General features: G+C 71.6%; 19 protein-coding genes. 8 read left to right on the top strand and 11 right to left on the bottom strand.

Features of this window, described 5'->3' with window-relative positions; genetic code table 11:
* Nucleotides 1–15 precede the first annotated feature (15 nt).
* Nucleotides 16–465, top strand: coding sequence for an ATP-binding protein (locus AC3CHW_RS33500; RefSeq protein ID WP_488469000.1), 450 nt, complete (start codon nt 16–18; stop codon nt 463–465).
* Nucleotides 466–504: 39 nt separating this feature from the next.
* Here AC3CHW_RS33500 and AC3CHW_RS33495 read toward each other — a convergent pair whose 3' ends face one another.
* Nucleotides 505–1,566, bottom strand: coding sequence for an ATP-dependent DNA ligase (locus AC3CHW_RS33495; RefSeq protein ID WP_488468999.1), 1,062 nt, complete (start codon nt 1,564–1,566; stop codon nt 505–507).
* A gap of 115 nt (nt 1,567–1,681) precedes the next feature.
* Here AC3CHW_RS33495 and ligD point away from each other — a divergent pair, with 115 nt between their 5' ends.
* The 3 genes from ligD to ku all read left to right on the top strand — a co-directional run bounded on the left by ligD (nt 1,682) and on the right by ku (nt 4,854).
* Entirely contained in the window at nt 1,682–2,686 is a 1,005-nt protein-coding gene (gene ligD, locus AC3CHW_RS33490; RefSeq protein WP_488468998.1) for a non-homologous end-joining DNA ligase, read from the top strand.
* 86 nt (nt 2,687–2,772) lie between these two features.
* Complete coding sequence (locus AC3CHW_RS33485) at nt 2,773–3,822, top strand: PHP domain-containing protein (protein WP_488468997.1); 1,050 nt, start codon at nt 2,773–2,775, stop codon at nt 3,820–3,822.
* 39 nt (nt 3,823–3,861) lie between these two features.
* Nucleotides 3,862–4,854 carry a non-homologous end joining protein Ku gene (gene ku / locus AC3CHW_RS33480; RefSeq protein WP_488468996.1) on the top strand — a complete coding sequence of 331 codons (993 nt, stop codon included), beginning with the start codon at nt 3,862–3,864 and terminating at the stop codon, nt 4,852–4,854.
* A gap of 186 nt (nt 4,855–5,040) precedes the next feature.
* Here ku and AC3CHW_RS33475 read toward each other — a convergent pair whose 3' ends face one another.
* The 5 genes from AC3CHW_RS33475 to AC3CHW_RS33455 all read right to left on the bottom strand — a co-directional run bounded on the left by AC3CHW_RS33475 (nt 5,041) and on the right by AC3CHW_RS33455 (nt 10,436).
* Nucleotides 5,041–6,030 carry a zinc-dependent alcohol dehydrogenase family protein gene (locus AC3CHW_RS33475; RefSeq protein WP_398609481.1) on the bottom strand — a complete coding sequence of 330 codons (990 nt, stop codon included), beginning with the start codon at nt 6,028–6,030 and terminating at the stop codon, nt 5,041–5,043.
* Nucleotides 6,027–6,935, bottom strand: coding sequence for a carbohydrate ABC transporter permease (locus AC3CHW_RS33470; RefSeq protein ID WP_488468995.1), 909 nt, complete (start codon nt 6,933–6,935; stop codon nt 6,027–6,029). The genes AC3CHW_RS33475 and AC3CHW_RS33470 overlap by 4 nt, the downstream gene beginning before the upstream one ends.
* Nucleotides 6,932–7,900 carry a carbohydrate ABC transporter permease gene (locus tag AC3CHW_RS33465; RefSeq protein ID WP_459247550.1) on the bottom strand — a complete coding sequence of 323 codons (969 nt, stop codon included), beginning with the start codon at nt 7,898–7,900 and terminating at the stop codon, nt 6,932–6,934. Before AC3CHW_RS33465 ends, AC3CHW_RS33470 begins: the two co-directional genes overlap by 4 nt.
* Nucleotides 7,900–9,273 carry an ABC transporter substrate-binding protein gene (locus AC3CHW_RS33460; RefSeq protein WP_217195935.1) on the bottom strand — a complete coding sequence of 458 codons (1,374 nt, stop codon included), beginning with the start codon at nt 9,271–9,273 and terminating at the stop codon, nt 7,900–7,902. The genes AC3CHW_RS33465 and AC3CHW_RS33460 overlap by 1 nt, the downstream gene beginning before the upstream one ends.
* Before the next feature lie 401 nt (nt 9,274–9,674).
* Nucleotides 9,675–10,436 carry a DeoR/GlpR family DNA-binding transcription regulator gene (locus AC3CHW_RS33455; RefSeq protein WP_176160066.1) on the bottom strand — a complete coding sequence of 254 codons (762 nt, stop codon included), beginning with the start codon at nt 10,434–10,436 and terminating at the stop codon, nt 9,675–9,677.
* A gap of 339 nt (nt 10,437–10,775) precedes the next feature.
* Here AC3CHW_RS33455 and AC3CHW_RS33450 point away from each other — a divergent pair, with 339 nt between their 5' ends.
* Complete coding sequence (locus tag AC3CHW_RS33450) at nt 10,776–12,650, top strand: hypothetical protein (RefSeq protein ID WP_488468994.1); 1,875 nt, start codon at nt 10,776–10,778, stop codon at nt 12,648–12,650.
* A gap of 204 nt (nt 12,651–12,854) precedes the next feature.
* Here the strand turns inward: AC3CHW_RS33450 and AC3CHW_RS33445 are convergent, their stop codons facing one another.
* From AC3CHW_RS33445 to AC3CHW_RS33435, 3 genes are all read right to left on the bottom strand, one after another.
* Nucleotides 12,855–14,183, bottom strand: coding sequence for an MFS transporter (locus tag AC3CHW_RS33445; protein ID WP_488468993.1), 1,329 nt, complete (start codon nt 14,181–14,183; stop codon nt 12,855–12,857).
* Nucleotides 14,180–14,779, bottom strand: coding sequence for an ArsR/SmtB family transcription factor (locus AC3CHW_RS33440; protein WP_488468992.1), 600 nt, complete (start codon nt 14,777–14,779; stop codon nt 14,180–14,182). The genes AC3CHW_RS33445 and AC3CHW_RS33440 overlap by 4 nt, the downstream gene beginning before the upstream one ends.
* Nucleotides 14,780–15,102: 323 nt before the next feature.
* Entirely contained in the window at nt 15,103–16,914 is a 1,812-nt protein-coding gene (locus AC3CHW_RS33435) for an ABC transporter ATP-binding protein (RefSeq protein WP_488468991.1), read from the bottom strand.
* A gap of 112 nt (nt 16,915–17,026) precedes the next feature.
* Between AC3CHW_RS33435 and AC3CHW_RS33430 the strand changes: the two genes are divergently transcribed.
* Nucleotides 17,027–17,479: a MarR family winged helix-turn-helix transcriptional regulator gene (locus AC3CHW_RS33430; protein ID WP_488468990.1), complete on the top strand. Its 453-nt coding sequence runs from the start codon at nt 17,027–17,029 to the stop codon at nt 17,477–17,479.
* Nucleotides 17,480–17,704: 225 nt separating this feature from the next.
* Nucleotides 17,705–19,159 (top strand): Gfo/Idh/MocA family protein, encoded by a 1,455-nt coding sequence (locus tag AC3CHW_RS33425; RefSeq protein ID WP_488468989.1) that lies wholly within the window; start codon nt 17,705–17,707, stop codon nt 19,157–19,159.
* Between the two features lie 47 nt (nt 19,160–19,206).
* On the opposite strand, the gene AC3CHW_RS33420 is transcribed toward AC3CHW_RS33425, so the two are convergent.
* The gene (locus tag AC3CHW_RS33420) at nt 19,207–19,929 is read right to left on the bottom strand and encodes a L,D-transpeptidase family protein (RefSeq protein ID WP_488471259.1); all 723 of its coding nucleotides are present in this window, start codon (nt 19,927–19,929) and stop codon (nt 19,207–19,209) included.
* 179 nt (nt 19,930–20,108) lie between these two features.
* Nucleotides 20,109–20,900, bottom strand: a complete 792-nt coding sequence (locus AC3CHW_RS33415; RefSeq protein ID WP_488468988.1) for a metal-dependent hydrolase — start codon at nt 20,898–20,900, stop codon at nt 20,109–20,111.
* A 136-nt stretch (nt 20,901–21,036) separates the two neighbouring features.
* Here AC3CHW_RS33415 and AC3CHW_RS33410 point away from each other — a divergent pair, with 136 nt between their 5' ends.
* Entirely contained in the window at nt 21,037–23,550 is a 2,514-nt protein-coding gene (locus tag AC3CHW_RS33410; RefSeq protein WP_488468987.1) for a DEAD/DEAH box helicase, read from the top strand.
* Nucleotides 23,551–23,565: the final 15 nt, after the last annotated feature.

Here is a 23,565-nt window from a genome sequence, read left to right as displayed (position 1 = left end):
GGAAGGCGAACGGCCGTGATCGCTCCTGAAATGACGCCCTTCCCCGTGTCGCCCAGCACCGTGGGCGCACCCTGTCACGAAGTGTTCCGCCTGCCGGCCGAACGCGCGGCGGTCTCCGACGCCCGCCGTCGCGTCCGCAGTTGGCTCACCTGCCAGCAGGTGTCCGAAGACGCCCGCGACATGGCCCAGTTGGTCATCTCCGAACTGTTCACCAACGCCGTCGTGCACACCGACAGCAGTTCCATAGCCTGTGTCCTGCAGGCGATACCCGGGCAGTTGCGTATAGAAGTGCGTGATCAGGGCGGGAGCGCCACCCGGCCCATGCCACGGGACGCGGCGGCCGGTGACGAGAGCGGGCGTGGCCTGCTCCTGGTGGACACGCTCGCCGACACCTGGGGCGTGGTCCTCGGGGAACGGGGCCAGGGGCGCACGGTGTGGGCGGCGCTCCCGGCCCACTCCGCCTGACGCCGCGCCCTGGCCCCGCCCCGGGTCACGGTGGTGGGCTCAGGCGCCGAGCACCCGGTCCAGGTCGTAGCTGACCGGCTCCTCCAACTGGGCGTAGCCACAGCTCTCGGGCGAGCGGTCGGGGCGCCAGCGCCGGAACTGCGTGGTGTGCCGGAAGCGGTCCCCCTCCATGTGGTCGTACGCCACCTCGCAGACTCGCTCGGGGCGCAGCGGCACCCACGACAGGTCCTTGCCGCCGGTCCAGCGGCTCGGCGCGCCGGGCATCCGGTTCTGGGCGTGGGCGCTCTCCTCGCCCCAGTCGGCCCAGGGATGGCCCCGTACGCTCGCCATGCGCAGCGGCGCCAGCTCCGCCATCAGGGCCTCGCGTTGGCGCATCGGGAAGGACGCGCACACGCCCACGTGTTGGAGCCGGCCCGTGTCGTCGTAGAGGCCGAGCAGCAGCGAGCCGACGACGGGGCCGCTCTTGTGCGGGCGCAGTCCCGCCACCACGCAGTCCGCGGTGCGCTCGTGCTTGACCTTGACCATGACCCGTTCGCCCGGTCGATAGGGAAGATCAGGCCGTTTCGCGATCACGCCGTCGAGCCCGGCGCCCTCGAACTGGTCGAACCACTCGCGGGCGAGGTCCAGGTCGGTGGTGGCGGGCGCCACGTGCACCGGGGGCGTCGCGGCGCGCAAGGCGGACGTGAGCGCCGTGCGGCGCTCGGCGAGCGGGGCGTTGAGCAGGGAGCGGTCGTCGAGCGCCAGCAGGTCGAAGGCGACCAGGCTGGCGGGGACCGTCTCGGCGAGCATCCTGACCCGGGAGGCGGCCGGGTGGATGCGGCTGAGCAGCGTCTCGAAGTCGAGCCGGTCGCCCTGGACGACGACGATCTCGCCGTCCAGGACGCAGCGCTCGGGCAGGTTGGCCCGCAGCGCCTCGACCAGTTCGGGGAAGTACCGGGTGAGCGGCTTGCCGGTGCGGCTGCCGAGTTCGACCTCGTCGCCGTCGCGGAAGACGATGGCCCGGAAGCCGTCCCACTTGGCCTCGTAGCTCATGCCGGGCGGGAGCTGCGCCGCGGGCTTGGCCAGCATCGGCCGTACGGGCGGCATCACCGGTAGGTCCATGTCTGGATTGTGCGGCGGCCCGTCGCCGCCCGCCCGCCGAGCGAGCGGACCACCCGAGCCCCGCCCCTCCCGGTGCCGACAGGCGCGCCGGCGGGGACCGGCCTAGCGTGGCGGCATGGCCAAGGCCCTGGAGCTCACGGTCGGTGAGCGCACGGTGCGGGTATCGCATCCCGACAAGGTGTACTTCCCGGAGCGGGGGTTCACCAAGGAGGACGTGGTGCGCTACTACCTCGCCGTCGGCGCGGGGGTGCTGCGCGCGCTGCGGGACCGGCCGACGACGCTGGAGCGCTACCCGGACGGGGTAGCCGGGGAGTCGTTCTTCCAGAAGCGGGCGCCGCGCAACCTGCCGGAGTGGATTCCGACCAGTCGCATCACCTTCCCCAGCGGGCGGTACGCGGACGAGATCTGCCCCACGGAGCTGGCGGCCGTGGCGTGGGCGGCCAACCTGGGCACCCTGACCTTCCACCCCTGGCCGGTGCGCCGCGCGCGGACCGACCACCCCGACGAGCTGCGCATCGACCTCGATCCGCAGCCCGGCACGGACTACGAGGACGCGGTGCGGGCGGCCGAGGAACTGCGTGACGTGCTGGACGGTCTCGGCCTGCGCGGCTGGCCCAAGACCTCCGGCGGCCGGGGGCTGCACGTGTACGTACCCCTCGCGCCGGAGTGGACGTTCGTCCAGGTCAGACGGAGCGCCATCGCCATCGCCCGGGAGCTGGAGCGGCGGGCGCCGCGGCGGGTGACGACGTCGTGGTGGAAGGAGGAGCGGGGGGCGAAGATCTTCGTGGACTACAACCAGACCGCCCGGGACCGGACCATCGCCAGCGCGTACTCGGTGCGTCCTCGGCCGCACGCCCCCGTCTCGGCCCCGCTGCGCTGGTCGGAGGTGGCCGACGCCCGGCCGCGCGACTTCGACGTGGCGACCATGCCCACCCGCTTCGCCGAGGTGGGCGACGTGCACGCGGACCTGGACGCGCACGCCTTCCGGCTGGACGCGGCCCTGGAGCTGGCGGCCCGCGACGAGCGCGAGCACGGGCTCGGCGACCTGCCGTACCCGCCGGACCACCCCAAGATGGCGGGCGAGCCGAAGCGGGTGCAACCCAGCCGGGCCAAGCACTGAACGGGCGGCCTCCCCCGGCGGGCACCGCGTCGGAGCGGGCCGGGCGGGACGGCGGGAGCCGCAGGGACGGGAAGGAGGCGAGATCCGTGGAGCCGGTGGCGGCACTGGAGCGGATCGCGTTCCTGCTGGAGCGCGCGGATGCCGAGACGTACCGCGTGCGCGCCTTCCGTACGGCCGCGACGGCGCTCACCCACCTGGGCGCCGACGAGGTGCGGCGACGGGCGGCGGCTGGGACGCTGCGGGCCGTCAAGGGGCTCGGGCCCAAGACGGCCGCGGTCGTCGAGCAGGCGGTCTCCGGCGAGGTGCCCAGCTACCTGCGCAAGCTGGAGACCGAGGCCGAGCGGCCACTGGCCACGGGGGGCGAGCGACTGCGAGCCGCGCTGCGCGGCGACTGCCACCTGCACTCCGACTGGTCGGACGGCGGCAGCCCCATCGAGGACATGGCCCGCGCGGCGGCCGGGCTGGGGCACGCCTGGGCGGTGCTGACCGACCACTCGCCCCGGCTGACCATCGCCCGCGGCCTGAGCCCCGAGCGGCTGCGCGAACAGCTCGCGGTGGTGGCCGAGCTGCGTGCGGGCCTAGCGCCGTTCCGGCTGCTGACGGGCATCGAGTGCGACATCCTCGACGACGGCTCGCTCGACCAGGACCGTGAGCTGCTCGACCAGTTGGACGTGGTGGTGGCCTCCGTCCACTCCAAGCTGCGCATGGACGCCGCCGCCATGACGCGGCGCATGGTGACCGCGGTGCGCGACCCGCTGGTCGACGTGCTCGGGCACTGCACGGGGCGGCTGGTGGCGGGGCGTGGTCGGCCGCCGTCCGCGTTCGACGCCGAGGCGGTGTTCGCCGCCTGCGCCGAGGCCGGCACCGCGGTGGAGATCAACTGCCGCCCGGACCGGTTGGACCCGCCGCGCCCGCTGCTGCGCGAGGCGGTCGCGGCCGGGGTGCTGTTCTCGATCGACACCGACGCGCACGCCCCCGGCCAGTTGGACTGGCTGGACTACGGCTGCGCCCGCGCGGCCGAGTGCGACGTACCGGCCGAACGGGTGATCAACACCTGGACCGCGCGCCAGCTCACCGACTGGACCCGTACCCGCAAGCCGCCCGCTCGCACTGCCGCCGGACGATCTCCGACATAGGGTTGACACCTCACCAGAAGGGCCAGCATCATGCGCTCGATGTGGAAAGGGGCCATCGGCTTCGGTCTGGTGTCCATCCAGGTCAAGCTCTATCCGGCCACCGAGGAACGCGGCGTCAAGCTGCACCAGGTACACGCCGCCGACGGCGGGCGCATCCGCATGAAGCGCGTGTGCGAGCAGTGCGGGAAGCAGATCGACTACGCGGACATCGCCAAGGGGTACGAGGACGTCGACGGCCGCACGGCCGTGCTCACCGACGACGACCTGACCCAGTTGCCGCTGCCGAGCAAGCAGCTCATCGACGTCATCGCGTTCGTCGACGCGGACGACATCGATCCGCTGCGGCTCTCGCGCGCCTACTACGTGGGCGCCGACTCGCCGGCGGCGGCCAAGCCGTACGTGCTGCTGCGGGAGGCGCTGGCCGACAGCGGCCGGGTGGCGGTCTCCAAGGTCGCGCTGCGCACCCGGGAGTCGCTGGCCCTCCTGCGGGTGCACGAGGACGTGCTGGTGCTGCACACCATGCACTGGCCCGACGAGATCCGCGCCGCCGGCGGGCTCGCGCCGTCGGACAAGGTGACCGTCCGGCCCCAGGAGCTGAAGATGGCGACCTCTCTGATGGACACACTCTCCGAGGACTTCGACCTGGACTCGCTGCACGACGACTACCAGGCCGCGCTCGACGAACTGGTGACCGCCCGGCTCGAGGGCAAGGCCCCGCCGTCGGGCGCGGAGGCCGAGCCGGCGCCCGACAACGTCGTCGACCTGATGTCCGCGCTCCAGGCGTCGATCGACGCCCGCGAGGGCGAGGGCGGTCGGCCCCGCGCCAAGGGGGCCGCCAAGTCGGGGGCCAAGAAGAGCACGGCCAAGAAGACCAGCGCCGCCAAGGAGGGCACCGGTTCCACCGGTCGCCGCACGACCAAGACCGCGGCGAAGAAGAGCGCCACGCCGAAGTCCGGGCGTACGACGAAGACCGCGAAGTCCACCCAGTCGAAGAGCGCGGAGCGGCAGCCGGCCCGGCGCAAGCACGCCTGAGCCCGCGGCCACCTCTCCCAGCCGGCCACGGTTCGCGGCGCGATCGGCTACGTGACTCCCCCGGGGACGCCCCGAACCCGGCGGGCGCGGGCCGGGACCGGGCAGGCGCGCGCCGGGCGAGTGCCCCGCCCGCGCCCAGGGCGGTCGCCGGGGGGGCTCACCCGGGCGCGGGCGCTGCCGGACGGGTTACGGCACCACCACGATCTTGCGGCCCACGCCCGCGCGGAACTGCTCCAGGGCCTGCGGGTACTGCGCCAGCGGCAACCGGTCGCTGATGAAGACGGCGGGGTCGAGCACGCCGGTGGCGAACAGGTTCGCCGCCCGTTCGTAGCTGTGCAGCACGGCCATCGAGCCGGTGATGGTGATCTCCTGGTTGTAGATGCGGTACGGCTCGATCGTCGCGGTGGTGGCGTAGTCGGCGACGCCGAACTGCAGAAAGGTTCCGGCCTTCGCGACCCGTCGCAGGCCGTCCTGGATGGCCGCCGGGTGGCCGGTGGCGTCGATGACGACGTCCCAGCCCCGGGGCTGGTCCAGTTCCTGTGCGGTGGCCGCCGTACGCGAGCAGCCCAGGGCGCGGGCGGTGGCCAGCCGGTCGGGGTTGAGGTCGAGCACGTCGACGCTGGCGGCGCCGGTGCGCTTGGCCAGTTCGAGCATCATGAGCCCCATGGTGCCGCTGCCGTAGATCAGCACCTCGGCGCCGAGGTGGTTGTTGAGCACGTCGTAGCCGCGCACGGCGCACGAGAGCGGCTCGATGAGCGCGGCGTCCTGGAGGGAGACGTGGTCGGGCAGCTTCACGCAGTTGCCTACCGGTGCCAGCGCGTACTCGGCGGCGCCGCCGGCCACGGAGACGCCGATGGCGTTCCAGTTGTCGCACAGGTTGCCCCGGCCGGCCCGGCAGTAGCGGCACGCCTGGCAGTACAGGGACGGGTCGACGGCCACCCGGTCGCCGATGGCCAGCTCGCTCACCTCGCTGCCGATGCCGACGATCTCGCCGGCGAACTCGTGGCCCGGCACGACGGGCAGGGTCGGCGCGAACTCTCCCTCCAGGATGTGCAGGTCCGTTCCGCACAGGCCGCAGGCGGCGACGTCCACGACCACCTCGCGCGGCCCGGGCGTGGGGTCGGGGACGGTCGTCACGGTGACCTTGCCGACGGCCTCGATGAGCGCGGTTCTCATTTCACTGCTCCTAGCGACAGGCCCTGGACGAGCTTGTCCTGGGCGGCGAACCCGGCGGCGAGCACCGGGAGGGAGATCACGACGGACGCTGCGCAGACCTTGGCCAGGAACAGGCCCTGGCTGGTGATGAAGCTGGTGAGGAAGACCGGCGCGGTCTGCGCCCTGACGCCGGTCAGCACACGGGCGAAGAGCATCTCGTTCCAACTGAAGATGAAGCAGATCAGCGAGGTGGCGGCGATGCCGGGGCCGGCGACGGGGGCCACCACGCGCGCCAGGATGGTGCGCAGCGGAGCGCCGTCGATCTGCGCCGCCTCGATGATCGCCACCGGGATGTCGGCGAGGAAGGACTGCATCATCCATACCGCGATCGGCAGGTTCATCGACGTGTAGAGGATGACCAGCAGCCAGATGTTGTCGAGCATGTCGACGTTCTTGGCGAACAGGTAGATCGGCAGCAGCCCGGCGACGACCGGCAGCATCTTGGTGGACAGGAAGAAGAACAGCACGTCCGTCCACTTGCGCACGGGGCGCAGGGACAGCGCGTACGCGGCGGGCAGCGCGAGCACCAGCACGAGCAGGGTGGAGCAGACGCTGGCGGTCAGGGAGTTGATCAGTGACGGCCAGGGGCTGGCGCCGCCGTCGGCGCCGAAGAAGGTGCGGTAGCCGTCCCAGGTCAGCGAGGCGCCGAGGGAGGGTGGGTTGGTCGCGGCGTCCTGCTCCGAGTGCAGGGAGGTCAGCACCATCCAGGCCACGGGGAGGAAGAAGAGGAGTCCGACCAGCCAGGCGAGCAGGCCGAGGGCCGCCCCCCGGCGCCGTGCCGCGCGCTGTGGGCCGGCCAGTGGGCGCCGGCGGGCGGCTGACAGGGAGGTCGTGGCGGCCGTGGGCGCGTCTGCGGTGGCGGTCATGAACGGGACGCCTCCTCGGTGAACAGCGACGAGACCACCCGCAGCGCGAAGGTCGCGATGATGATCGAGCCGATGACGACGAGCACGCCGGCCGCGGACGCCTGGCCGTACTCGTGGGCCTGGTAGAAGGTCTGGTAGATGGTGTAGGGCAGGTTGGCCGTGTCCAGGCCGCCCGCGGTGATGGTGAAGACGGCGTCGAAGTTCTGCACGATGTACACCGAGCCGAGCAGCACGCCGAGCTCCAGGTAGCGGCGCAGGTGCGGCAGGGTGAGGTAGCGGAAGATCTGCCAGTTGCCGGCGCCGTCGATGCGCGCGGCCTCGATCATGTCCATCGGACGGCTCTGCAACCCGGCCAGCAGGATCAGCATCATGAACGGCGTCCACTGCCAGATCAGCGATGCCTCGACGGCCAGCAGCGGCATGTCGGACACCCAGTCCGGCTGGGGCGGGCTGTCGTCGCCGAAGCGGGCGGCCACCCAGGTCAGGGCACCGTTGAAGAGGCCGTAGTCGGGGTTGTAGAGGACGTGCTTCCACAGCAGCGCGGCGGCGACCGGGACGACCAGGAACGGGGCGATGAGCAGCGTACGCACCACCCCGCGGCCCCGGAACTTTCGGTCGAGCAGGAGGGCGAGCAACAGTCCGAGGACGACGGTGGCCAGGACGACGGTGGCCGTCAGGACGGCGGTGGTGAGCACCGACTCGCGCAGCGCCTCGTCCTCGGCGGCGTGGCGGTAGTTGCTCAGGCCGGTGAAGTGCCGGTCGTCCGGGTCCAGGGAGTTCCAGTCGAAGAGCGAGATCACCAGGGTGGCCACGAACGGCAGTTGGGTGACGGCGATCAGGAAGACCAGGGCGGGCAGCAGCGGGGCGCGCGTGGCCCACGCCTTGAGGCGGTTGGGCGGCTGCGGCGGCCTGACCGTGGGTGAGGGTGTGACGGGGGCGCGCGGCCCGGCGGTTGGCGCGGTCATCAGTCCTGGTACTCCTCGCCGACCCGCTCGGCCATCTTCTGGGAGGCGCGCAGCGCCTCGCGCACCGGCTGGCGGCCGGCGATGGCCGCGCTGATCTCCTGGGAGACCCTGGTGCCGAGGTCGGTGAACTCGGGGATGCCGACGAACTGGATGCCGGCCGTGGGCCTCGGCTGGACGCCCGGGTCGCGCGGCTTGGTGGCGGCGATGGAGCGGTGCGTGACGTCGGCGAACGCGCTTGCCGCGGAACGGTATTCCGGTCGGGCGTACGTCGAGGCGCGTTTGCCGGCCGGTACGTTGGCCCAGCCGCTCTCCCGTCCCACCAGGGCCTCGTATTCCTTGCTGGAGGCCCAGGAGATGAACTTCCAGGCGTCGTCGGACTTCTCGGACGCCTTCTGCATGCCCCAGGCCCAGGTGTAGAGCCAACCGGAATCCGAGGTCTTGTTCACCGGCGCCTTCACATAGCCGATCTTGCCCTTGACGGGGGACTTCGCATCCTCCAGCGTGCCGGCCGCCGCGGTGGCGTCGTACCACATCGCGCTTTTGCCCTGCGACATGTTGTACAGGCATTCCGCGTATCCCGACTGCGCGGCGCCCGCCTGCCCGTGTTCACGCACCAGGTCGACGTAGAACTGGGTGGCCTCGACGAACTCCGGTGACGTCAGACGGGCTTTCCAGTCCTTGGTGAACCAGGTGCCGCCGAAGGTGTTGACCACCGTGGTCAGCGGCGCGGTCAACTCGCCCCAACCGGGCAGTCCCCGCAGGCAGATGCCCTTCATCCCGGGGCGTGCGCCGTCGGTCTTCGCGGCGATGTCGGCCACCTGTTGCCAGGTGGGCTCGGCGGGCATGGTCAGGCCGCGCTCGGCGAGGACGTCCTTGCGGTACATCAGGAAGGAGGATTCGCCGTAGAACGGCTCGGCGTAGACCTTGCCGTCGTCGGCGGTCAGCGACTGCCGTACCGGGGCGAGGATGTCCTGCTGGTCGAAAGCGGGGTCCTTGGCGAGAAAGGGCCCCAGGTCGCGTAGCCAGCCGTGTTCGGAGAAGAAGGGGACTTCGAAATTGCTGATGGTGGCGACGTCGTACTGGCCGGCCTGGTTGGAGAAGTCCTGACTGATTTTGTCGCGGACGTCGTTCTCGGGCAACACGGTGAAATTGACCTTGATGCCGGTGTCCTTGGTGAAGTGCCGCTTGGTCAGCTTCTGTAACTCCACCATCTGTGGGTTGTTGACCATCAGGACGTTGATGGCGTCACCCCCGAAGAGCGAGGAGCCGCCGGCGCCGACGTACCCCTCGCATGCGGTGCACGCCGCGACGAGCGCCCCCGCCGAGGCGGCGGCGACCAGCGCGCGGGCGCCGCGTCGGGTGTGGATGGACATGGGTTCTCCCCGTGGATCGGTGTCACTGGGTGGCTGGGGGGCACGCCGGGCCGTGGTCGGGTGGCCGAGGCGCGCGACGCGTACCGGGCCCACCGCTCGCCGCGCGGGTCACCCCGGGCGGGGCCCCGAGCGGGGCGGCCGAGGCGGCGGGTTGGGGGGCGCGGGTGAGGTGGTGCTGGTACGGCGGTTGGGGCGTCGGCGGGCGGCGCGGGCTGGGGCGGCGCGGCTGAGGGTGGGCCAGGTTGCTCCGATGGGGTCGCGTACGCGGTCGGTGGATGCCGGTCGCCCCGGCGCTGTGCGGTGGGGCCGGCCCGGGCGACTGGTCGGGGCGCCGTTGACGGGACGCGGCGCGGGCCCCGCGCGGGTGCCGGTAGCGCGGCCGGCGCGTGGGGCGGGGGTGGTCACACGCGCAGCACCTGGGGCCCTAGCAGGGCGTAGCGGTGGGCCTCGGCCAGGGGCAGGCCGGTGTCGGTGATGATGACCTCGAACTCCTGGGCCTCGGCGAAGCGACAGAAGCTGACGGCGCCGAACTTGGTGTGCACGCCGGCGAAGATGCGGCGCCTGGCGACCCGCATCACCTGCGCCTTGACCTCGCTGACGGCCGGGTCGGGGGTGGTCAGGCCGTACTGTCGGGAGATGCCGTTGGCGCCGATGAACGCCAGGTCGATCACGAAGCCCTGGAGCATGTGGGTGGCCCAGTGGCCCACGGAGGCCAGCGTGCTGCCCCGGACCCGGCCACCGAGTAAGAGCACGGTGATCCGGTCACTGACGGCGAGGCCGCTGGCGGTGGCGAGCGACGAGGTGATGACGGTCAACGGCCGTTCGCGGGGCAGCGCTTGGGCGATGAGTTGCGGCGTGAAGCCCTCGTCCACGTAGACGGTCTCCGCGTCGCCGACGAGTTCGCCGGCCGCGGCGGCGATCCGGGACTTCTCCGCGACGTGCATCGTGGTGCGGAACGCGAGCGTCGTCTCGTACCCCGCGCTCTCCACGGGATAGGCCCCGCCGTGGGTGCGCCGCAGCAGGCCCCGGTTCTCCATCGCGTGCAGGTCACGCCGAACGGTCTCCTTCGACACCCCGAGCTTCTCCGCCAACTCCGTCACGACGACGGAGCCGGTGTGGCGGGCCAGTTCGAGGACCGTGCGCCGGCGTTCCTCTGCGTCCACAGTGACTCCCCATCACGTACCGCACTGCCCGTTCGGGCACTTCCTGATCAGATTTCTACAAGGGGAGTTGTGCTGTGGCCAGGCCAGGCACCAGATCTCTCCTGACCGTCTCTGCCCGCTTAATGTCCAGGCAACCCCCAGGTCAGCGGCATTCTACGGAAGGAAAACACAGGTCACCGCTGCCCGCCTGCGGGCAACAACCTGACCGGTTCCCGCCCGGTTGGTTTAAGTGGCGCCCTTGCCACCGCCCGCTACGGCGCTTCCACGCTCCGCGACGGAACGTGCGTACGCTCCGCCGCCGGGCACCGGGACGACGGCCGGAACGGATACGGTGCTGCCATGGCAAACAACGGGGCAGGAGCGGCGAACGAGTCGGGATACGCCCTGCTCATCGCGGCAGGACCGACGGGCAAGCAGCGGGCGATGGACACGGCCGCCGCACTGCCGTCGCTGGCGGCCATCGCACCGTCGGTGCTACTGGGCACGACGGGCGGCGCGCAGGTGGTGCAACTCGTCGATCCCGACGAGCCGCACACCGTGCTGACCCACCTGCGCACGGCAGCCGCCCACCCGGGGCCCGTGCTGGTCTACCTCGTCGGCCAGTTGACGCTGGACACCAAGCAACACCTGCCACACCTGGCACTGGCGCGCACGACGCCGAAGACGGCTCGGTACACCGCGTTGCCCTGGCACTGGCTGCTCTCGGAGCTGGGCCACCGGCCGGCCGGCACCACCACCGTCTTCGCCGACCTGGCGGCCGACGAGACGGCCTGGTCCAAGCTCACCGCCGAGCACCTGACGATCGGACTCGCGCTGTACGGGTGCGTCGTTCCCCCGCCGCGCCGCCGCCAGCTCAACACCCCGCACTACACCCGGGCCCTGGCCGCGGCCCTCCGCTCGGTGGGCACCCGCCCACCGCTGCCGCAGTTGCACCAGCACGCCGTCGAGCAGTCGGGGCTCGACCAGGGGGCCGCCCTGCTGGTGGCGTCCACGGGGGGCGCGCCCCATCCCGCCGACGGGGGCAGCGGGCTACCGCTCGGCGTGCCGCACGCGGCGCCCACAGGCCCGGTCGACCCGGCCCTCGGGCCAGCGCCGACGGGCGCGGCGAACGCCTGGGCGCCGCCGGCCTCACCACCGGGGGTCAGTCCCCCGCTGGTCCCGGGCTTCGAGCCGGCGGCCGGGCCCGCGAGCCCGCAACCGAACCCGACGCCCGACCAGCCTCAGTGGCCCCCCGTCGACGCGACGCCCACGCCGTCGGCGGGCCCGGACCCGGACTCGGCGGTCACGGCACCCGAGCCCGCCCCGTCCGCGTCACCGAGCGCCACACCAGCCGTACCTGCCGCACCAGCCGCAACCCCGCAGTCGAGCCCGCCTGTTGCACCGCCTGCGGCGTCCGCCGCTCCCCGCGCGCCGGAGGCAGGTGACGCGGCGGACGAGCCAACGGACGCGGCGGCCCGTCCGGCGGGCGAGGCGAGGCCGGTCGAGCCCGCTGACGAGGCGCCGTCTCAGGGCGCGGCGGTGCCACCCCCGCCGCAGGCGTCGGCCGCTCACTCCGGCGAGTCCCCGCTGTCGGCCTCCGGCACTCACTCCGGCGAACCGACCGCGGCCCCGGCGGATGAGGCCGCGCCGACCCCGGACCGCCACTCCGGGCAGGGCGGGGAGGCCGAGCCGGCTTCGGTCGCGGACCGCGCAGCCGCCGGGGACGCCGAGGCGGCCCCGCGACGGCCGTACGATCCCGGCCCGCCGCCCGCGTACGCGCCGGGGTACGGCGGCGGCGAGGTGGCCCACGATCCGCACGGCGCGATACTGGAGGCGGCGCACGCGGGGCGGCACAGCGAGGCCGCGGCGATGGCCGCGGCCTGGGAGCAGGAGGCGTTCCGCTCGGCGGGCCCCGACTCGCCGCAGGCGCTCCACTGGCTTGAGGTACGCGCCGACCTGGCCCGGCTCGCCGGAGACCCGGCCCGCGCCTGCGAGCTGTGGATGGCCGCCGCCACCACACGCCTGAGCGCGGGTCAGGCAGCGGACCAGCCCGACGTGGAGGGCGCGGTGGACCGGGCGCACCACCAGTGGCAGCACGTCAACGACCTGCTGCGCGCCCGCTCGTTGGCCACGGAACTGATGGCCCTGCGCACCCGCGTACCGGGCCGCAGACCCGGCGCGCTGCGGGCCATCCAGGCCAGGTTGGAGAGCTTGCGCAGCGTCCGCGCGAGCTGAGCGGTGCGGTGCGGTCGGCGCTCTCGTACCGCGGGCAGCCGCCGCGCGCCGCGCCTCCGGCCGGCCGCGCGGCGGCTGCGTACTGCCGAGCCCGGGGCGTGGCTGCTTCCGGCCCCCTGCGCCTGTCGAACCTGTCCGGCACGCTCGCTGGCGGTGGCATGGGAGCCGGCCCGCGACCGCCAGCCGCGTCACCCCCGAGCCCGATCAGGCGTGAGGCCGATCAAGCGTGAGGCCGTTGTCCGCATCGGCATCGGCGCACGGAACGGTCGCGCTTTCCGGGGCCAGTGAACGAATGCGCGGTATCGGTGAGGACAGCAGCCAAAACAGCGACAGCACTCCCCCAGCGGCGCCGACGAGCAGTGTCGCCCGCAGGCCCCACCCCGTCGCCAGCAATCCGCCGACAACGGCTCCGATGGGCCGCATGCCGTAGTTGACGGTGCTGAAGGCGCCCGCCACACGACTGCGCATGGCATCGGGGATCACGCTGGTTTGCAGGGAGTTGAGATTCACGTCGAAGAGCATCACGCCGACCCCGGAGAGGAATTCCGCGGCGGCCAGCGCGCCCACTCGCGCCCACAGCGGTCCGCCCGCGCTGGCCGCGATGGCGATGGGCGCCGGGAAGAGCACGGCCCCGACGAGAATGCTGCGCCCGACGCCGATCCGCCGCGAAACCCGTGGGGCGATGACGGCACCCAGGAGCGCGCCGGTCGAGCCGATTCCCAGAGCCAGTCCGATGGCCCCGGCGGACAGTCCCAGATCACGGTTGGCGAACAGCACCACCAGTCCGCTGCCCGCGACGAAGGTGAAGAAGTTGACCGTCGCCGCGCAGCCGAGCCCAGCGCGCAGCACCGGGTGCCGAGCGACGTAGGTCATCCCTTCCCGGGCACGTCGGAGCAGCGAAGGCCCCGTTTCCGCGTCCACGCCACCGGGCGACTCGTCGAGCGGTATGCGCCCTATCAGGAATGCCGATGCCAGATACGACAAGGCATCCACGATCACGGCGACGGGCGCGGTCAACGCCTGGATGAGGCCGCCGCCGGCTGCCGGTCCGACCACGTGCGACATGGACCGGCTGGCGCTGAGTCTGCTGTTCGCCTCCACGTAGGACACACGGGGCACGAGCTGTGCGAAGAACGGTGGATAAGCGGTGTTGAACAACACCGCCGCGGTGCCGGTCAGCAGTGCGACGACATAGAGCTGGCCAAGGCTCACGGCATCGAGCAGGTACGCCACGGGGAGGCTCAGCAACACCGCGCCGCGCACCAGGTCAGCCAGGACCATCAGGCGGCGCTTACGCACCCGACGGTCGACCCACGCCCCCAGGAGAATCGCCAACAGATTCGGTGTCCAGATGAGCGCGGTCAGCCACGCCACCTGGTTGGCCGAGGCGCTCAACGCCGTGACGGCGATCAGCGGCAGGGCCAGTTCGGATATGCGGTCACCGAACTCCGAAACGGATTGCCCGGCCCAGAACCGGCGGAACCGCCGATCTCGCCACAGGGACACCGGGGCATCGACCTTCGCAGTGCTCATGGCGTCTCATCCGCCGACTCCTGGTCCCGTTCCGGCAGGACGTAGCGCATCAGTCGGACGCCGCGACTACCGGCCGGCCGCTCGGCGGCGTCACGCGTCACGTACGGGGCCAGCACCCGCTCGATGCCTTCCTGAATCGCCGCGAGTTCCTCCGCCGAGACGACCACCCGGGTGTTGGCCAGACCAGCGGCCTGCTGCCAGGCCGGTTCGAGGTGGGGCTCGACCTCGGTCAGCCACCTGCTCGGCAGATCCCCGTAGCGCGCGAACATCTCCCGGGACAGCGCCCGCGCGGCCGAGCCGCCCTCCTCGTCCTTCGGCGTCTGGAACCGGAACCCGCGCGCCGCCGCCTGCCATCGCCGCTGCCGACGGTCCGGCCCGGCTTCGGCATCCCGGACCAACCCGAAGCCCGCCAGGTGCCGTAGGTGCCAACTGGTCACCGACGGCGTGGCGCCCACGTGGGGCGCGAGTTGGGTGGCCGTGGCCGGGCCGTGCCGCTGGAGGCGGTCAAGGATGGCTAGCCGCACCGGGTGGGCCAGTGCCCGCATCGCCTGCGGGTCGGTGATCTCGATGTCACCCAGTCGATTCTCGGAATCCATAACGTGAGAGCTTCCTCTCAAATATTGTGAGAGTCAACTCTCAGATCCGGAGAAGAGGGCTCGCATGGCAGCGACGGTCCGTACGAACACACGTCGAACTGCGACGCCTCACACGACCACCGCCGCCCGCCCGCGCGTGCCGATTGGTTGGGTTGGTTGGGTTGGTCGGGTGCGAGGCGTACGCCTGGTTCGATGCGCGGATGCGCAGGGCCGGCCCCGAGGGCCGCGTTCGGCCGGCACGAGAGGCATGGGCCGCGCCGAGCCGGCCGCCGCTCTCGGTGGGCGCGACGGCCGGCTCGTGTGGGGTGTGCTCGGGCCGCTCGTCAGCCGGCCGGTATGGCCACCGACGCCTCGTCGTCTCCGCGTATGAGTGCCGCGTACTTGCCCTGCTTGAGCATGAGTTCCTCGTGCGTGCCGCGCTCGACGATGTCGCCGTCGGCCAGGACGACGATCTGGTCGGCATCCCGCACGGTGGACAGCCGGTGGGCGATCGTGATCGTGGTGCGGTTGGCGGCGAGGGCGTCGATGGCGCGCTGTACGGCGTACTCGGTGCGGGTATCGAGCGCGCTGGTGGCCTCGTCGAGAATGAGGACGGGCGGATCGCGCAGGATCGTCCGCGCTATCGCCAGGCGCTGCTTCTCGCCACCCGAGAACCGGTACCCCCGCTCGCCGACGAGCGTGTCATAGCCGTCGGGCAGCGACGCGATGTGTTCGTGAATCTGTGCCGCCTCGGCCGCGGCCCGTAGTTCCTCGTCGGTCGCGTCGGGCTTGGCGAAGCGCAGGTTGTCCGCCACGGACGCGTGGAAGAGGTACGTCTCCTGGGAGACCACTCCGACGGCGTTGGCGAGCGTGTCGAAGCTGAGGTCGCGGACGTCCACGCCGTCGATGAGCACGCGCCCGGCGGTCACGTCGTACAACCGGGGCACGAGGTAGCTCAGGGTGCTCTTTCCCGAGCCCGTGGGGCCGACGACGGCGAGGCTGCCGCCGGCGGGGACCGTCACGTCGATGCCCCGCAGGGTGGGTTCGGTCGAGTCGGGGTCGTAGGAGAAGCTGACGTCCTCGAAGCGAACGTCTCCGCGCACCGTGCCCAGGCGCACCGGCTGGTCCGGCTCGGCGATGCCCACCGGCAGGTCGAGGTACTCGAAGATGCGGTGGAAGAGCGCCAGCGAGGTCTGCATCTGCACTCCGGTGGAGAGCAGGCTCACCGTCGGCCGGAACAGGCCCTGTTGCAGCGAGACGAAGGCGACCAGGGTGCCGATACTCACGCCGGAGCCGCCGCCTTGGAGCGCCATGCCGGCCGTCCAGTAGATGACCGCGGGCATGGCCGCCATGACGATGCCGATGGTCGCCATGCGCCAGCGGCCGGCCATGCTGGAGCGCACCTCCAGGTCCACCAGCCGCTCGGACTCGCGGGTGAAATCGGCGGTGAGCGAGTCCGAGCGCCCCATGGTGCGGCCGAGCAGGATGCCGCTGACCGACAGCGACTCGGTGACGAGCGCGGCCATCGCCGCCATCTGCTTCTGCCGCTGCGAGGTGATCCGCTTGCGCTCCCTGCCGACCCTGCGACTGATCCAGACGAAAACCGGGAGCAGGCAGAGCGAGACCGCCGTCAGCCGCCAGTCCAGCGCCAGCATGGCCACGATGCTCGCTATCACGCTGGTCAGGTTCGAGACCAGGGACGTGGCCGTGGACGTCACGGTGGCCTGCATGCCGCCGATGTCGTTGGCGATGCGCGACTGCACCTCGCCGGTGCGGGTGCGCGTGAAGAACGCCAGCGACATGCGCTGGAGGCGGTCGTAGACGGCGGTGCGCAGATCGTGCATGACCCGCTGGCCGACGGTGGTGGAGATCAGAGTCTGTAGGACGCCGAAGATGCTGTTGACCACGGCCGCGACGATCATGCCGCAGACCAGCAGTGTCAGCAGCCCCGACCGGCCCTGGGGAATGGCGGTGTCGAGCACTTCGCGCAGCATGAACGGCGAGGCCACCGTGACCAGCGAGGAAGCGGCCACCAGCAGCCCGACCAGGGCGAGGCGGCCTCGGTAGGGGCGGAAGAGGCGCAGAATGCGCCGTACTTGGGCTGGTTCATCCCGGTCGGCAGCGGGTGGCTCCCACCGTGGTTCGTGATCGCGCATGGACTCCTTCCGGGGTAGGCGGGGATCTGCGGGCCGGCTGGCGGCGACCTTGCCGAGCATAGCTCACTGTTACCTAAGCTCACAATGCACTTGGTCCTGCTAGGCTCCCTACATGCCCGCCTCCGACGCCTCCGGTCAGCTTGCCGAGCAGTTGCTGCGCCTCACCCGTAGGCTGCACCGCGCGCAGAAGCGCTATCTGGAGCCCCTCGGTATCACCCCGGCCCAGGCCCGGCTACTGCGCACCGTGGCGCTGTACGACGCCGAGCCTCCGCGCATGGCCGACCTCGCCGCCCGGCTTGAGGTGGTGCCCCGCGCGGTGACGACGCTGGTGGACGCGTTGGAGGCGAACGGCGTGGTGCGCCGCGTCCCCGACCCGTCGAACCGGCGCGTTATACGCATCGAGCTGACGGACGCCGGCCGGGCCACGCTCCGCGCGCTGCGCCAGGCTCGCCGCTCCGCGGCCGAGGACATCCTGGAGCCGCTGGACGCGCGGGAGCGAGAGCTGCTGGGCAGCCTCCTCAACACCCTCGCGGGCAGCCCGCGCGACCGCGTCGACGATCGCTGACCCGGGCTCGACGCGCCGACCGGGGGCAGGGCATCCACACCTGTTCCCGAGGTCATGTGCACGGACGACCTGCCGAAGCCGCCCGACCGCACGGCCCCTCCGTTGTCTTTCGCCGGTCTTCCAGCCAAGAAAGCCTCGTTCCGCTTCTTGTGCCACATGCCTCACGCCCGCCAAGGTCTGACGCGATGTAGCACGCCACGCGCCATCAGCTTTCCAGGAGGCTCGGTGAACGAGGCAACACCGCACGACCAGAACACGCCCAGCGGCCCGCGGGCTGGCGAATCCCCCGCCCCCAGCCGTCGCTCCGTGCTGTGGACCGCCGGAGCGGCCGGGCTCGGCATCGGCGCACTCGGGGGCCAGCAGGCGGCGGCTGCCGACGCGCGAGCGACGGGGGCGACGGAGACCACCGGGGCGGCGCCCACTGCGCGTCGTGCCGCGACCATGATCGGGGTGCCGTTCGAGGGGCGCAGCACCGTACGGGTGGGCATCGTCGGCCTCGGCCAGCGCGGTGGCAGCATGATCGACTTGTTCCTCGCGCTGCCGGGCGTCCGTGTCGTCGCGCTGTGCGACTTGGTGCGCGCGAAGGCCGAGCGGGCCGCCCGCAAGGTCACGGCGGCGGGGCAGCCGGCACCGGCTCTCTACACCAAGGACGACCAGGACTTCGAGCGGCTGTGTCAACGCTCCGATCTCGACTTCGTCTACGTCGCCACGCCCTGGGACAGCCACTTCGCCATGGCCAGGGCGGCCATGCTCCAGGGCAAGCACGTCGGCGTGGAATGCCCCGCGGCCATGGAGCTCAGCCAGCTGTGGGAGCTGGTGGACGTCTCCGAGCGCACGCGCCGGCACTGCGTGCAGTTGGAGAACTGCGCGTACGGCAGGAACGAGATGCGGGTGCTGCGCATGGCGCACGCGGGCCTCTTCGGTGAACTGCTGCACGGCGCCGGCGCGTACATCCACGACCTACGGGCGCTGATGTTCTCGCCCACCTACTACGAGGGGCCGTGGCGTCGGCGGTGGCACACCAGGCTCCGCGGCGACCTCTACCCGAACCACGGGTTCGCCCCGGTCGCCAACTACATGGACGTCAACCGGGGCGACCGAGCCGTGCGGATCACGACGTTCGGCTCACCCTCCCTCGGCCTCGCCGCCTACCGCGAGGAACACATGCCGCCGGGCGACCCGAGTTGGAAGGAGTCGTACATCGAGAGCGACATGTCGATCAGTCTCGTGCAAACGGCCAAGGGGCGCGTCATCCGGCTGGAGCACAACGTGTCCAACCCCCACCCCTACAGCCGGCTCAACATCCTCGGCGGCACCAAGGGCGTCTTCGAGGACTATCCACCCCGCGTTTATCTCGAACCGGACAGGAACGACCACCAGTGGGGCGACTTCGCGGACTACGCGGACTGGGACCACTGGCTCTGGAAGGAGCACGCCAACCCGCCGGGCGGGCACGGCGGCATGGACTACATCATGCTGTTCCGCCTGATGCAGTGCATGCGACTGGGCCTCGTCCCCGACTTCGACGTCTACGACGCGGCCACCTGGACCGCACCGCTCCCCCTGAGTCACGCGTCCATCAAGGCCAACGGCGCGCCCCAGGAGATACCCGACTTCACCCGCGGGCTGTGGAAGAAGCCCCGTCCCGGTATGGACTCGCCCAAGCCCGCCGGCGACTGATCCGCGGCGCACGGCCCGTCCCCACCCGGCGGGCCGTGCCCGACGCCTCAGGCGGCAAGTTCCCGTTCGTCTCCCATCACCACGACGGGGTGCCGCGCCGGGTCGAGCGTCTTCAGCAGGTACGCCATCCCCGCCTTGGGCAGGCTCACGCATCCCGACGTGCCGCTCCCGTGGTCGAGGTGCAGCCAGATGCTGCCGCCCTTGCGGGTGCCCTGGGGGCGGGTCGGGTCGAGGGGCGTCGTGCCCCTGACGCGGTTGTAGTCGATCGCTATCACGTAGTCGAAGTCGTGCCAGTGCGTCCTGGGCCAGTAGTGCGGCGCGGCGAAGGCGGCGGTGTGGTGGTACGGAAGCTTCGCGCCGGGGTCGGCCAGCACTCCGCCCGCGTCGCTGAGCGTGAAGACGCCGACCGGGCTGCGCTTGTCGTTCTCGCGGTGGTTGGTCGTCCAGCCCCGCCTCCCGTTGTGCGCCGGCCACGAACGGTCCCGCTGCCAGGCATCGCCGTCCTTGGTGTACAGCACGACGGTGGCGTCAGCGGAGTTCCTGCCCTCGCCGTACACGGCCACCACCTGGCGGGCCGAACGGGGTATTCGCGCCGCCCACTTCTCCCCCACGTCCGGGATGCGCCGCTTGTCCGCGGTACGTGACCCGTTGGGCGCCGCCGAATCGCTCCCGTCGCTCCCGGCCCCTCGCTCGCCGCCCTCGCAGCCGACCAGAAGGCCGGCGGCCAGCGCGACCGCCGCCACCCCCCGCAGCACGCCCGACATTCGCATGCGGTCCATGGTCGCACCCCCGCCCGCGGCCTCGTAAGACGCCGAGGCAGCCGACGGCAGGTGGCCCGCCACGCGGGTGCCGGGGCCGGGACCCACGGGTCGGACCGCTCGCCATCCGATACCTGATCGGCGGCCCACCCGCCGTGTCGGCCTGGGCGGAGGCCCCGCGAGCGGCGCGACTACAGGAAGCCGAGGGCTCCGAGGCCACCCGCGCCGCCCAGCAGCATGAAGGCGGGCATCAGCACCTTGAGCTCCACCCAGCTCCCGGCCCGGAACCGCAGGATCCTCGGCGGACCGATCGGGTACCAGCGCTTGCGGCCTATCGGTATGGGCCACAGGATCGGACAGCCGGAGACCGTCAGGGCGTCGCCGATGTCGTGCACCAGCGCGCCGAGCACGATCGGCAGCCCCAGCCACAGGTACTCCTGGCCGTCCCCGGTGAACAGCCAGTCCGATCCGTTGCCCGGCTTGTTGAGTATCTCGGCGAGAATCCAGGCGCTGGTCGCCCCCAGGAGCCAGACCAGCACGTCGCTTGAGACCCGGGCCATCCGCCACAGCAGTCCTTCGACCGCGAGCACCATGTGCACGAAGAGCAGGCCCAGGACGGCCCAGCGGCCACCCGTGACGGCGAGCACCGAGGCGCCGGCGCCGATCAGCACGGCCCAGACCCACGTATGGGTGAGCGTGCGGTGCCCACCCGTGCGCCGCGGGTCGCCCGCCTTCCTGGTGGCCTGGTACACGGCGTGGGAGAGACTGTCGATCACCCCGCACAGGGCGCGCGAGAGGGGACCGAAGGCGCGGGATATCGTCGCCGACTTGTGGTCGAGGTCCGGGGCGAGCGCGGCTCCGGCGCAGATCAGCGCGCCGACGACGAGCACCGGCCAGGGCATGGGGTGCCCGGCGGCCCCGGCTGCCGCCCCCACCCCCAGCCAGGCTGCCGCTCCGGACAGCGAATGCGCCGGTCCCATCATCGTCGTTCCCCGCCCCTGCTCGTGCCCGCTCCCCGGCGGGTGGTGTTCTCATCGGCCCGGCACAGCCTATCCACGAATGATCTTCGTCCACCCGGTCGGTTCCCGCCCGGGGCCCGAGAGCAGGCAGTATGGGGGCGTGACTCTTATCGATCAGATGCCGAGCGACGCCGACCCAGATGCCCTCTTCGAGACGTTCTCGTCCTGGGTGGAGGAGCGTGGTATCTCGCTCTATCCGGCCCAGGAAGAGGCACTGATCGAGGTGGTCTCCGGCGCGAACGTCATCCTGTCCACCCCCACCGGCTCGGGCAAGAGCCTGGTGGCGGCCGGGGCGCACTTCTCGGCGCTGGCGCGCGATGAGGTCACCTTCTACACCGCTCCGATCAAGGCGCTGGTGTCGGAGAAGTTCTTCGAGCTGTGCAAGCTCTTCGGGACCGAGAACGTCGGCATGCTCACCGGCGACGCGTCCGTCAACGCCGACGCGCCGATCATCTGCTGCACCGCCGAGGTGCTGGCCTCCATCGCCCTGCGGGACGGCAAGGACGCCGACGTCGGTCAGGTGGTGATGGACGAGTTCCACTTCTACGCCGAGCCGGACCGGGGCTGGGCCTGGCAGATCCCGATCCTCGAACTGCCCCAGGCGCAGTTCATCCTCATGTCGGCCACGCTGGGCGACGTCTCCCGGTTCGAGGAGGACCTGACCCGCCGCACCGGGTGGCCGACCGCCGTGGTGCGCTCGGCCACCCGACCGGTCCCGCTCAGCTACGAGTACCGGACGACGACGCTGACCGAGACGCTCACGGAACTGCTGGAGACGCGCCAGGCGCCCGTCTACATCGTGCACTTCACGCAGGCGGCGGCGGTGGAGCGGGCGCAGGCGCTGATGAGCATCAACATGTGCTCGCGCGCCGAGAAGGACGAGATCGCCGCGCTGATCGGGAACTTCCGGTTCACCACCAAGTTCGGCCGCAACCTCTCGCGCTACGTACGCCACGGGATCGGCGTGCACCACGCGGGGATGCTGCCCAAGTACCGGCGACTGGTGGAACGACTCGCGCAGGCCGGGTTGCTCAAGGTCATCTGCGGTACGGACACGCTCGGCGTCGGCGTCAACGTGCCCATCAGGACCGTGCTGTTCACGGCGCTCACCAAGTACGACGGGCAGCGGGTGCGCACGCTGCGGGCCCGCGAGTTCCACCAGATCGCCGGCCGGGCCGGGCGGGCTGGCTTCGACACCGCCGGGTTCGTGGTGGCGCAGGCTCCCGAGCACGTGGTGGAGAACGAGAAGGCGTTGGCGAAGGCGGGCGACGACCCGAAGAAGCGCCGCAAGGTGGTGCGTAAGAAGGCGCCCGAGGGGTTCGTCAACTGGGGGCAGAACACCTTCGAGAAGCTCATCTCCTCCGAGCCGGAGCCGCTCACCTCGCGGTTCCGGGTCACCCACACCATGCTGCTGGCGATCATCGCGCGCCCGGGCAACGCGTTCGAGGCGATGCGGCGGCTACTCGAGGACAACCACGAGCCGCGCAAGAACCAGTTGCGGCACATCCGCCGCGCTCTCGCCATCTACCGCTCCCTGCTGGACGGTGGCGTGGTCGAGCAGTTGCCCGAGCCGGACTCCGAGGGCCGCGTCGTGCGGCTCACCGTCGACCTGCAGGCGGACTTCGCGCTCAACCAGCCGCTGTCCACGTTCGCCCTGGCCTCCTTCGAGCTGCTGGACCCCGAGTCCCCCTCGTACGCGCTGGACATGGTCTCCGTGGTGGAGTCGACGCTCGACGACCCACGGCAGATCCTGGCGGCGCAGCAGAACAAGGCCAGGGGCGAGGCCGTCTCGCAGATGAAGGCGGACGGCATCGAGTACGAGGAGCGGATGGAACTGCTCCAGGACGTCACCTACCCGCGCCCGCTGGACGAACTGCTGTCGCACGCCTACGGCTTGTACCGCAAGAGCCACCCGTGGGTGGGCGACCACCCGCTGTCGCCCAAGTCGGTGATCCGCGACATGTACGAGCGGGCGATGACGTTCACCGAGTTCACGTCGTACTACGACCTGGCGCGCACCGAGGGCATCGTGCTGCGCTACCTGGCCAGCGCGTACAAGGCGCTGGACCACACCGTCCCGGACGATCTGAAGTCGGACGACTTCGAGGACCTCATCGCCTGGCTCGGCGAGATGGTGCGACAGGTCGACTCCAGTCTGCTGGACGAGTGGGAACAGCTCGCCAACCCGGAGGTGGAGTCGGCGGAGGAGGCGCAGGAGCGGGCGGAGCAGGTCAGGCCCGTCACCGCGAACTCCCGCGCCTTCCGGGTGTTGGTGCGCAACGCCCTGTTCCGCCGCGTGGAGCTGGCCGCGTTGGACAAGGTCGAGGAGTTGGGCGAGCTCGACGGGGAGTCGGGCTGGGACGCGGAAGCCTGGGGCCGGGCCCTCGACGCGTACTGGGACGAGTACGAGGAGATCGGCACCGGGCCCGACGCGCGCGGGCCGAAGTTGCTGAGCATCGAGGAGCAGCCGGAGCACGGGTTGTGGCGGGTGCGGCAGACCTTCGCCGACCCCGGGGGCGACCACGACTGGGGCATCTCCGCCGAGGTGGACCTGGCGGCGTCCGACGAGGAGGGCCGCGCCGTGATCCGCGTGACCGACGTGGGGGCGCTGTAGCCTCCCAGACGCCGC

Source organism: Streptomyces sp. MGP-BFMKR1 (assembly GCF_057766585.1).
The sequence above is the reverse complement of the archived record's forward strand: the minus strand, read 5'-3'. Positions and strand labels throughout refer to the sequence as shown.

Excerpts from the sequence above, each read along its gene's own strand:
- AC3CHW_RS33495 (WP_488468999.1), bottom strand. The coding sequence starts at position 1,566 with ATGGACCTACCGGTGATGCCGCCCGTACGGCCGATGCTGGCCAAGCCC.
- ligD (WP_488468998.1), top strand. The coding sequence starts at position 1,682 with ATGGCCAAGGCCCTGGAGCTCACGGTCGGTGAGCGCACGGTGCGGGTA.
- ku (WP_488468996.1), top strand. The coding sequence starts at position 3,862 with ATGTGGAAAGGGGCCATCGGCTTCGGTCTGGTGTCCATCCAGGTCAAG.
- AC3CHW_RS33475 (WP_398609481.1), bottom strand. The coding sequence starts at position 6,030 with ATGAGAACCGCGCTCATCGAGGCCGTCGGCAAGGTCACCGTGACGACC.
- AC3CHW_RS33470 (WP_488468995.1), bottom strand. The coding sequence starts at position 6,935 with ATGACCGCCACCGCAGACGCGCCCACGGCCGCCACGACCTCCCTGTCA.
- AC3CHW_RS33465 (WP_459247550.1), bottom strand. The coding sequence starts at position 7,900 with ATGACCGCGCCAACCGCCGGGCCGCGCGCCCCCGTCACACCCTCACCC.
- AC3CHW_RS33460 (WP_217195935.1), bottom strand. The coding sequence starts at position 9,273 with ATGTCCATCCACACCCGACGCGGCGCCCGCGCGCTGGTCGCCGCCGCC.
- AC3CHW_RS33450 (WP_488468994.1), top strand. The coding sequence starts at position 10,776 with ATGGCAAACAACGGGGCAGGAGCGGCGAACGAGTCGGGATACGCCCTG.
- AC3CHW_RS33445 (WP_488468993.1), bottom strand. The coding sequence starts at position 14,183 with ATGAGCACTGCGAAGGTCGATGCCCCGGTGTCCCTGTGGCGAGATCGG.
- AC3CHW_RS33440 (WP_488468992.1), bottom strand. The coding sequence starts at position 14,779 with ATGGATTCCGAGAATCGACTGGGTGACATCGAGATCACCGACCCGCAG.
- AC3CHW_RS33435 (WP_488468991.1), bottom strand. The coding sequence starts at position 16,914 with ATGCGCGATCACGAACCACGGTGGGAGCCACCCGCTGCCGACCGGGAT.
- AC3CHW_RS33430 (WP_488468990.1), top strand. The coding sequence starts at position 17,027 with ATGCCCGCCTCCGACGCCTCCGGTCAGCTTGCCGAGCAGTTGCTGCGC.
- AC3CHW_RS33420 (WP_488471259.1), bottom strand. The coding sequence starts at position 19,929 with ATGCGAATGTCGGGCGTGCTGCGGGGGGTGGCGGCGGTCGCGCTGGCC.
- AC3CHW_RS33415 (WP_488468988.1), bottom strand. The coding sequence starts at position 20,900 with ATGATGGGACCGGCGCATTCGCTGTCCGGAGCGGCAGCCTGGCTGGGG.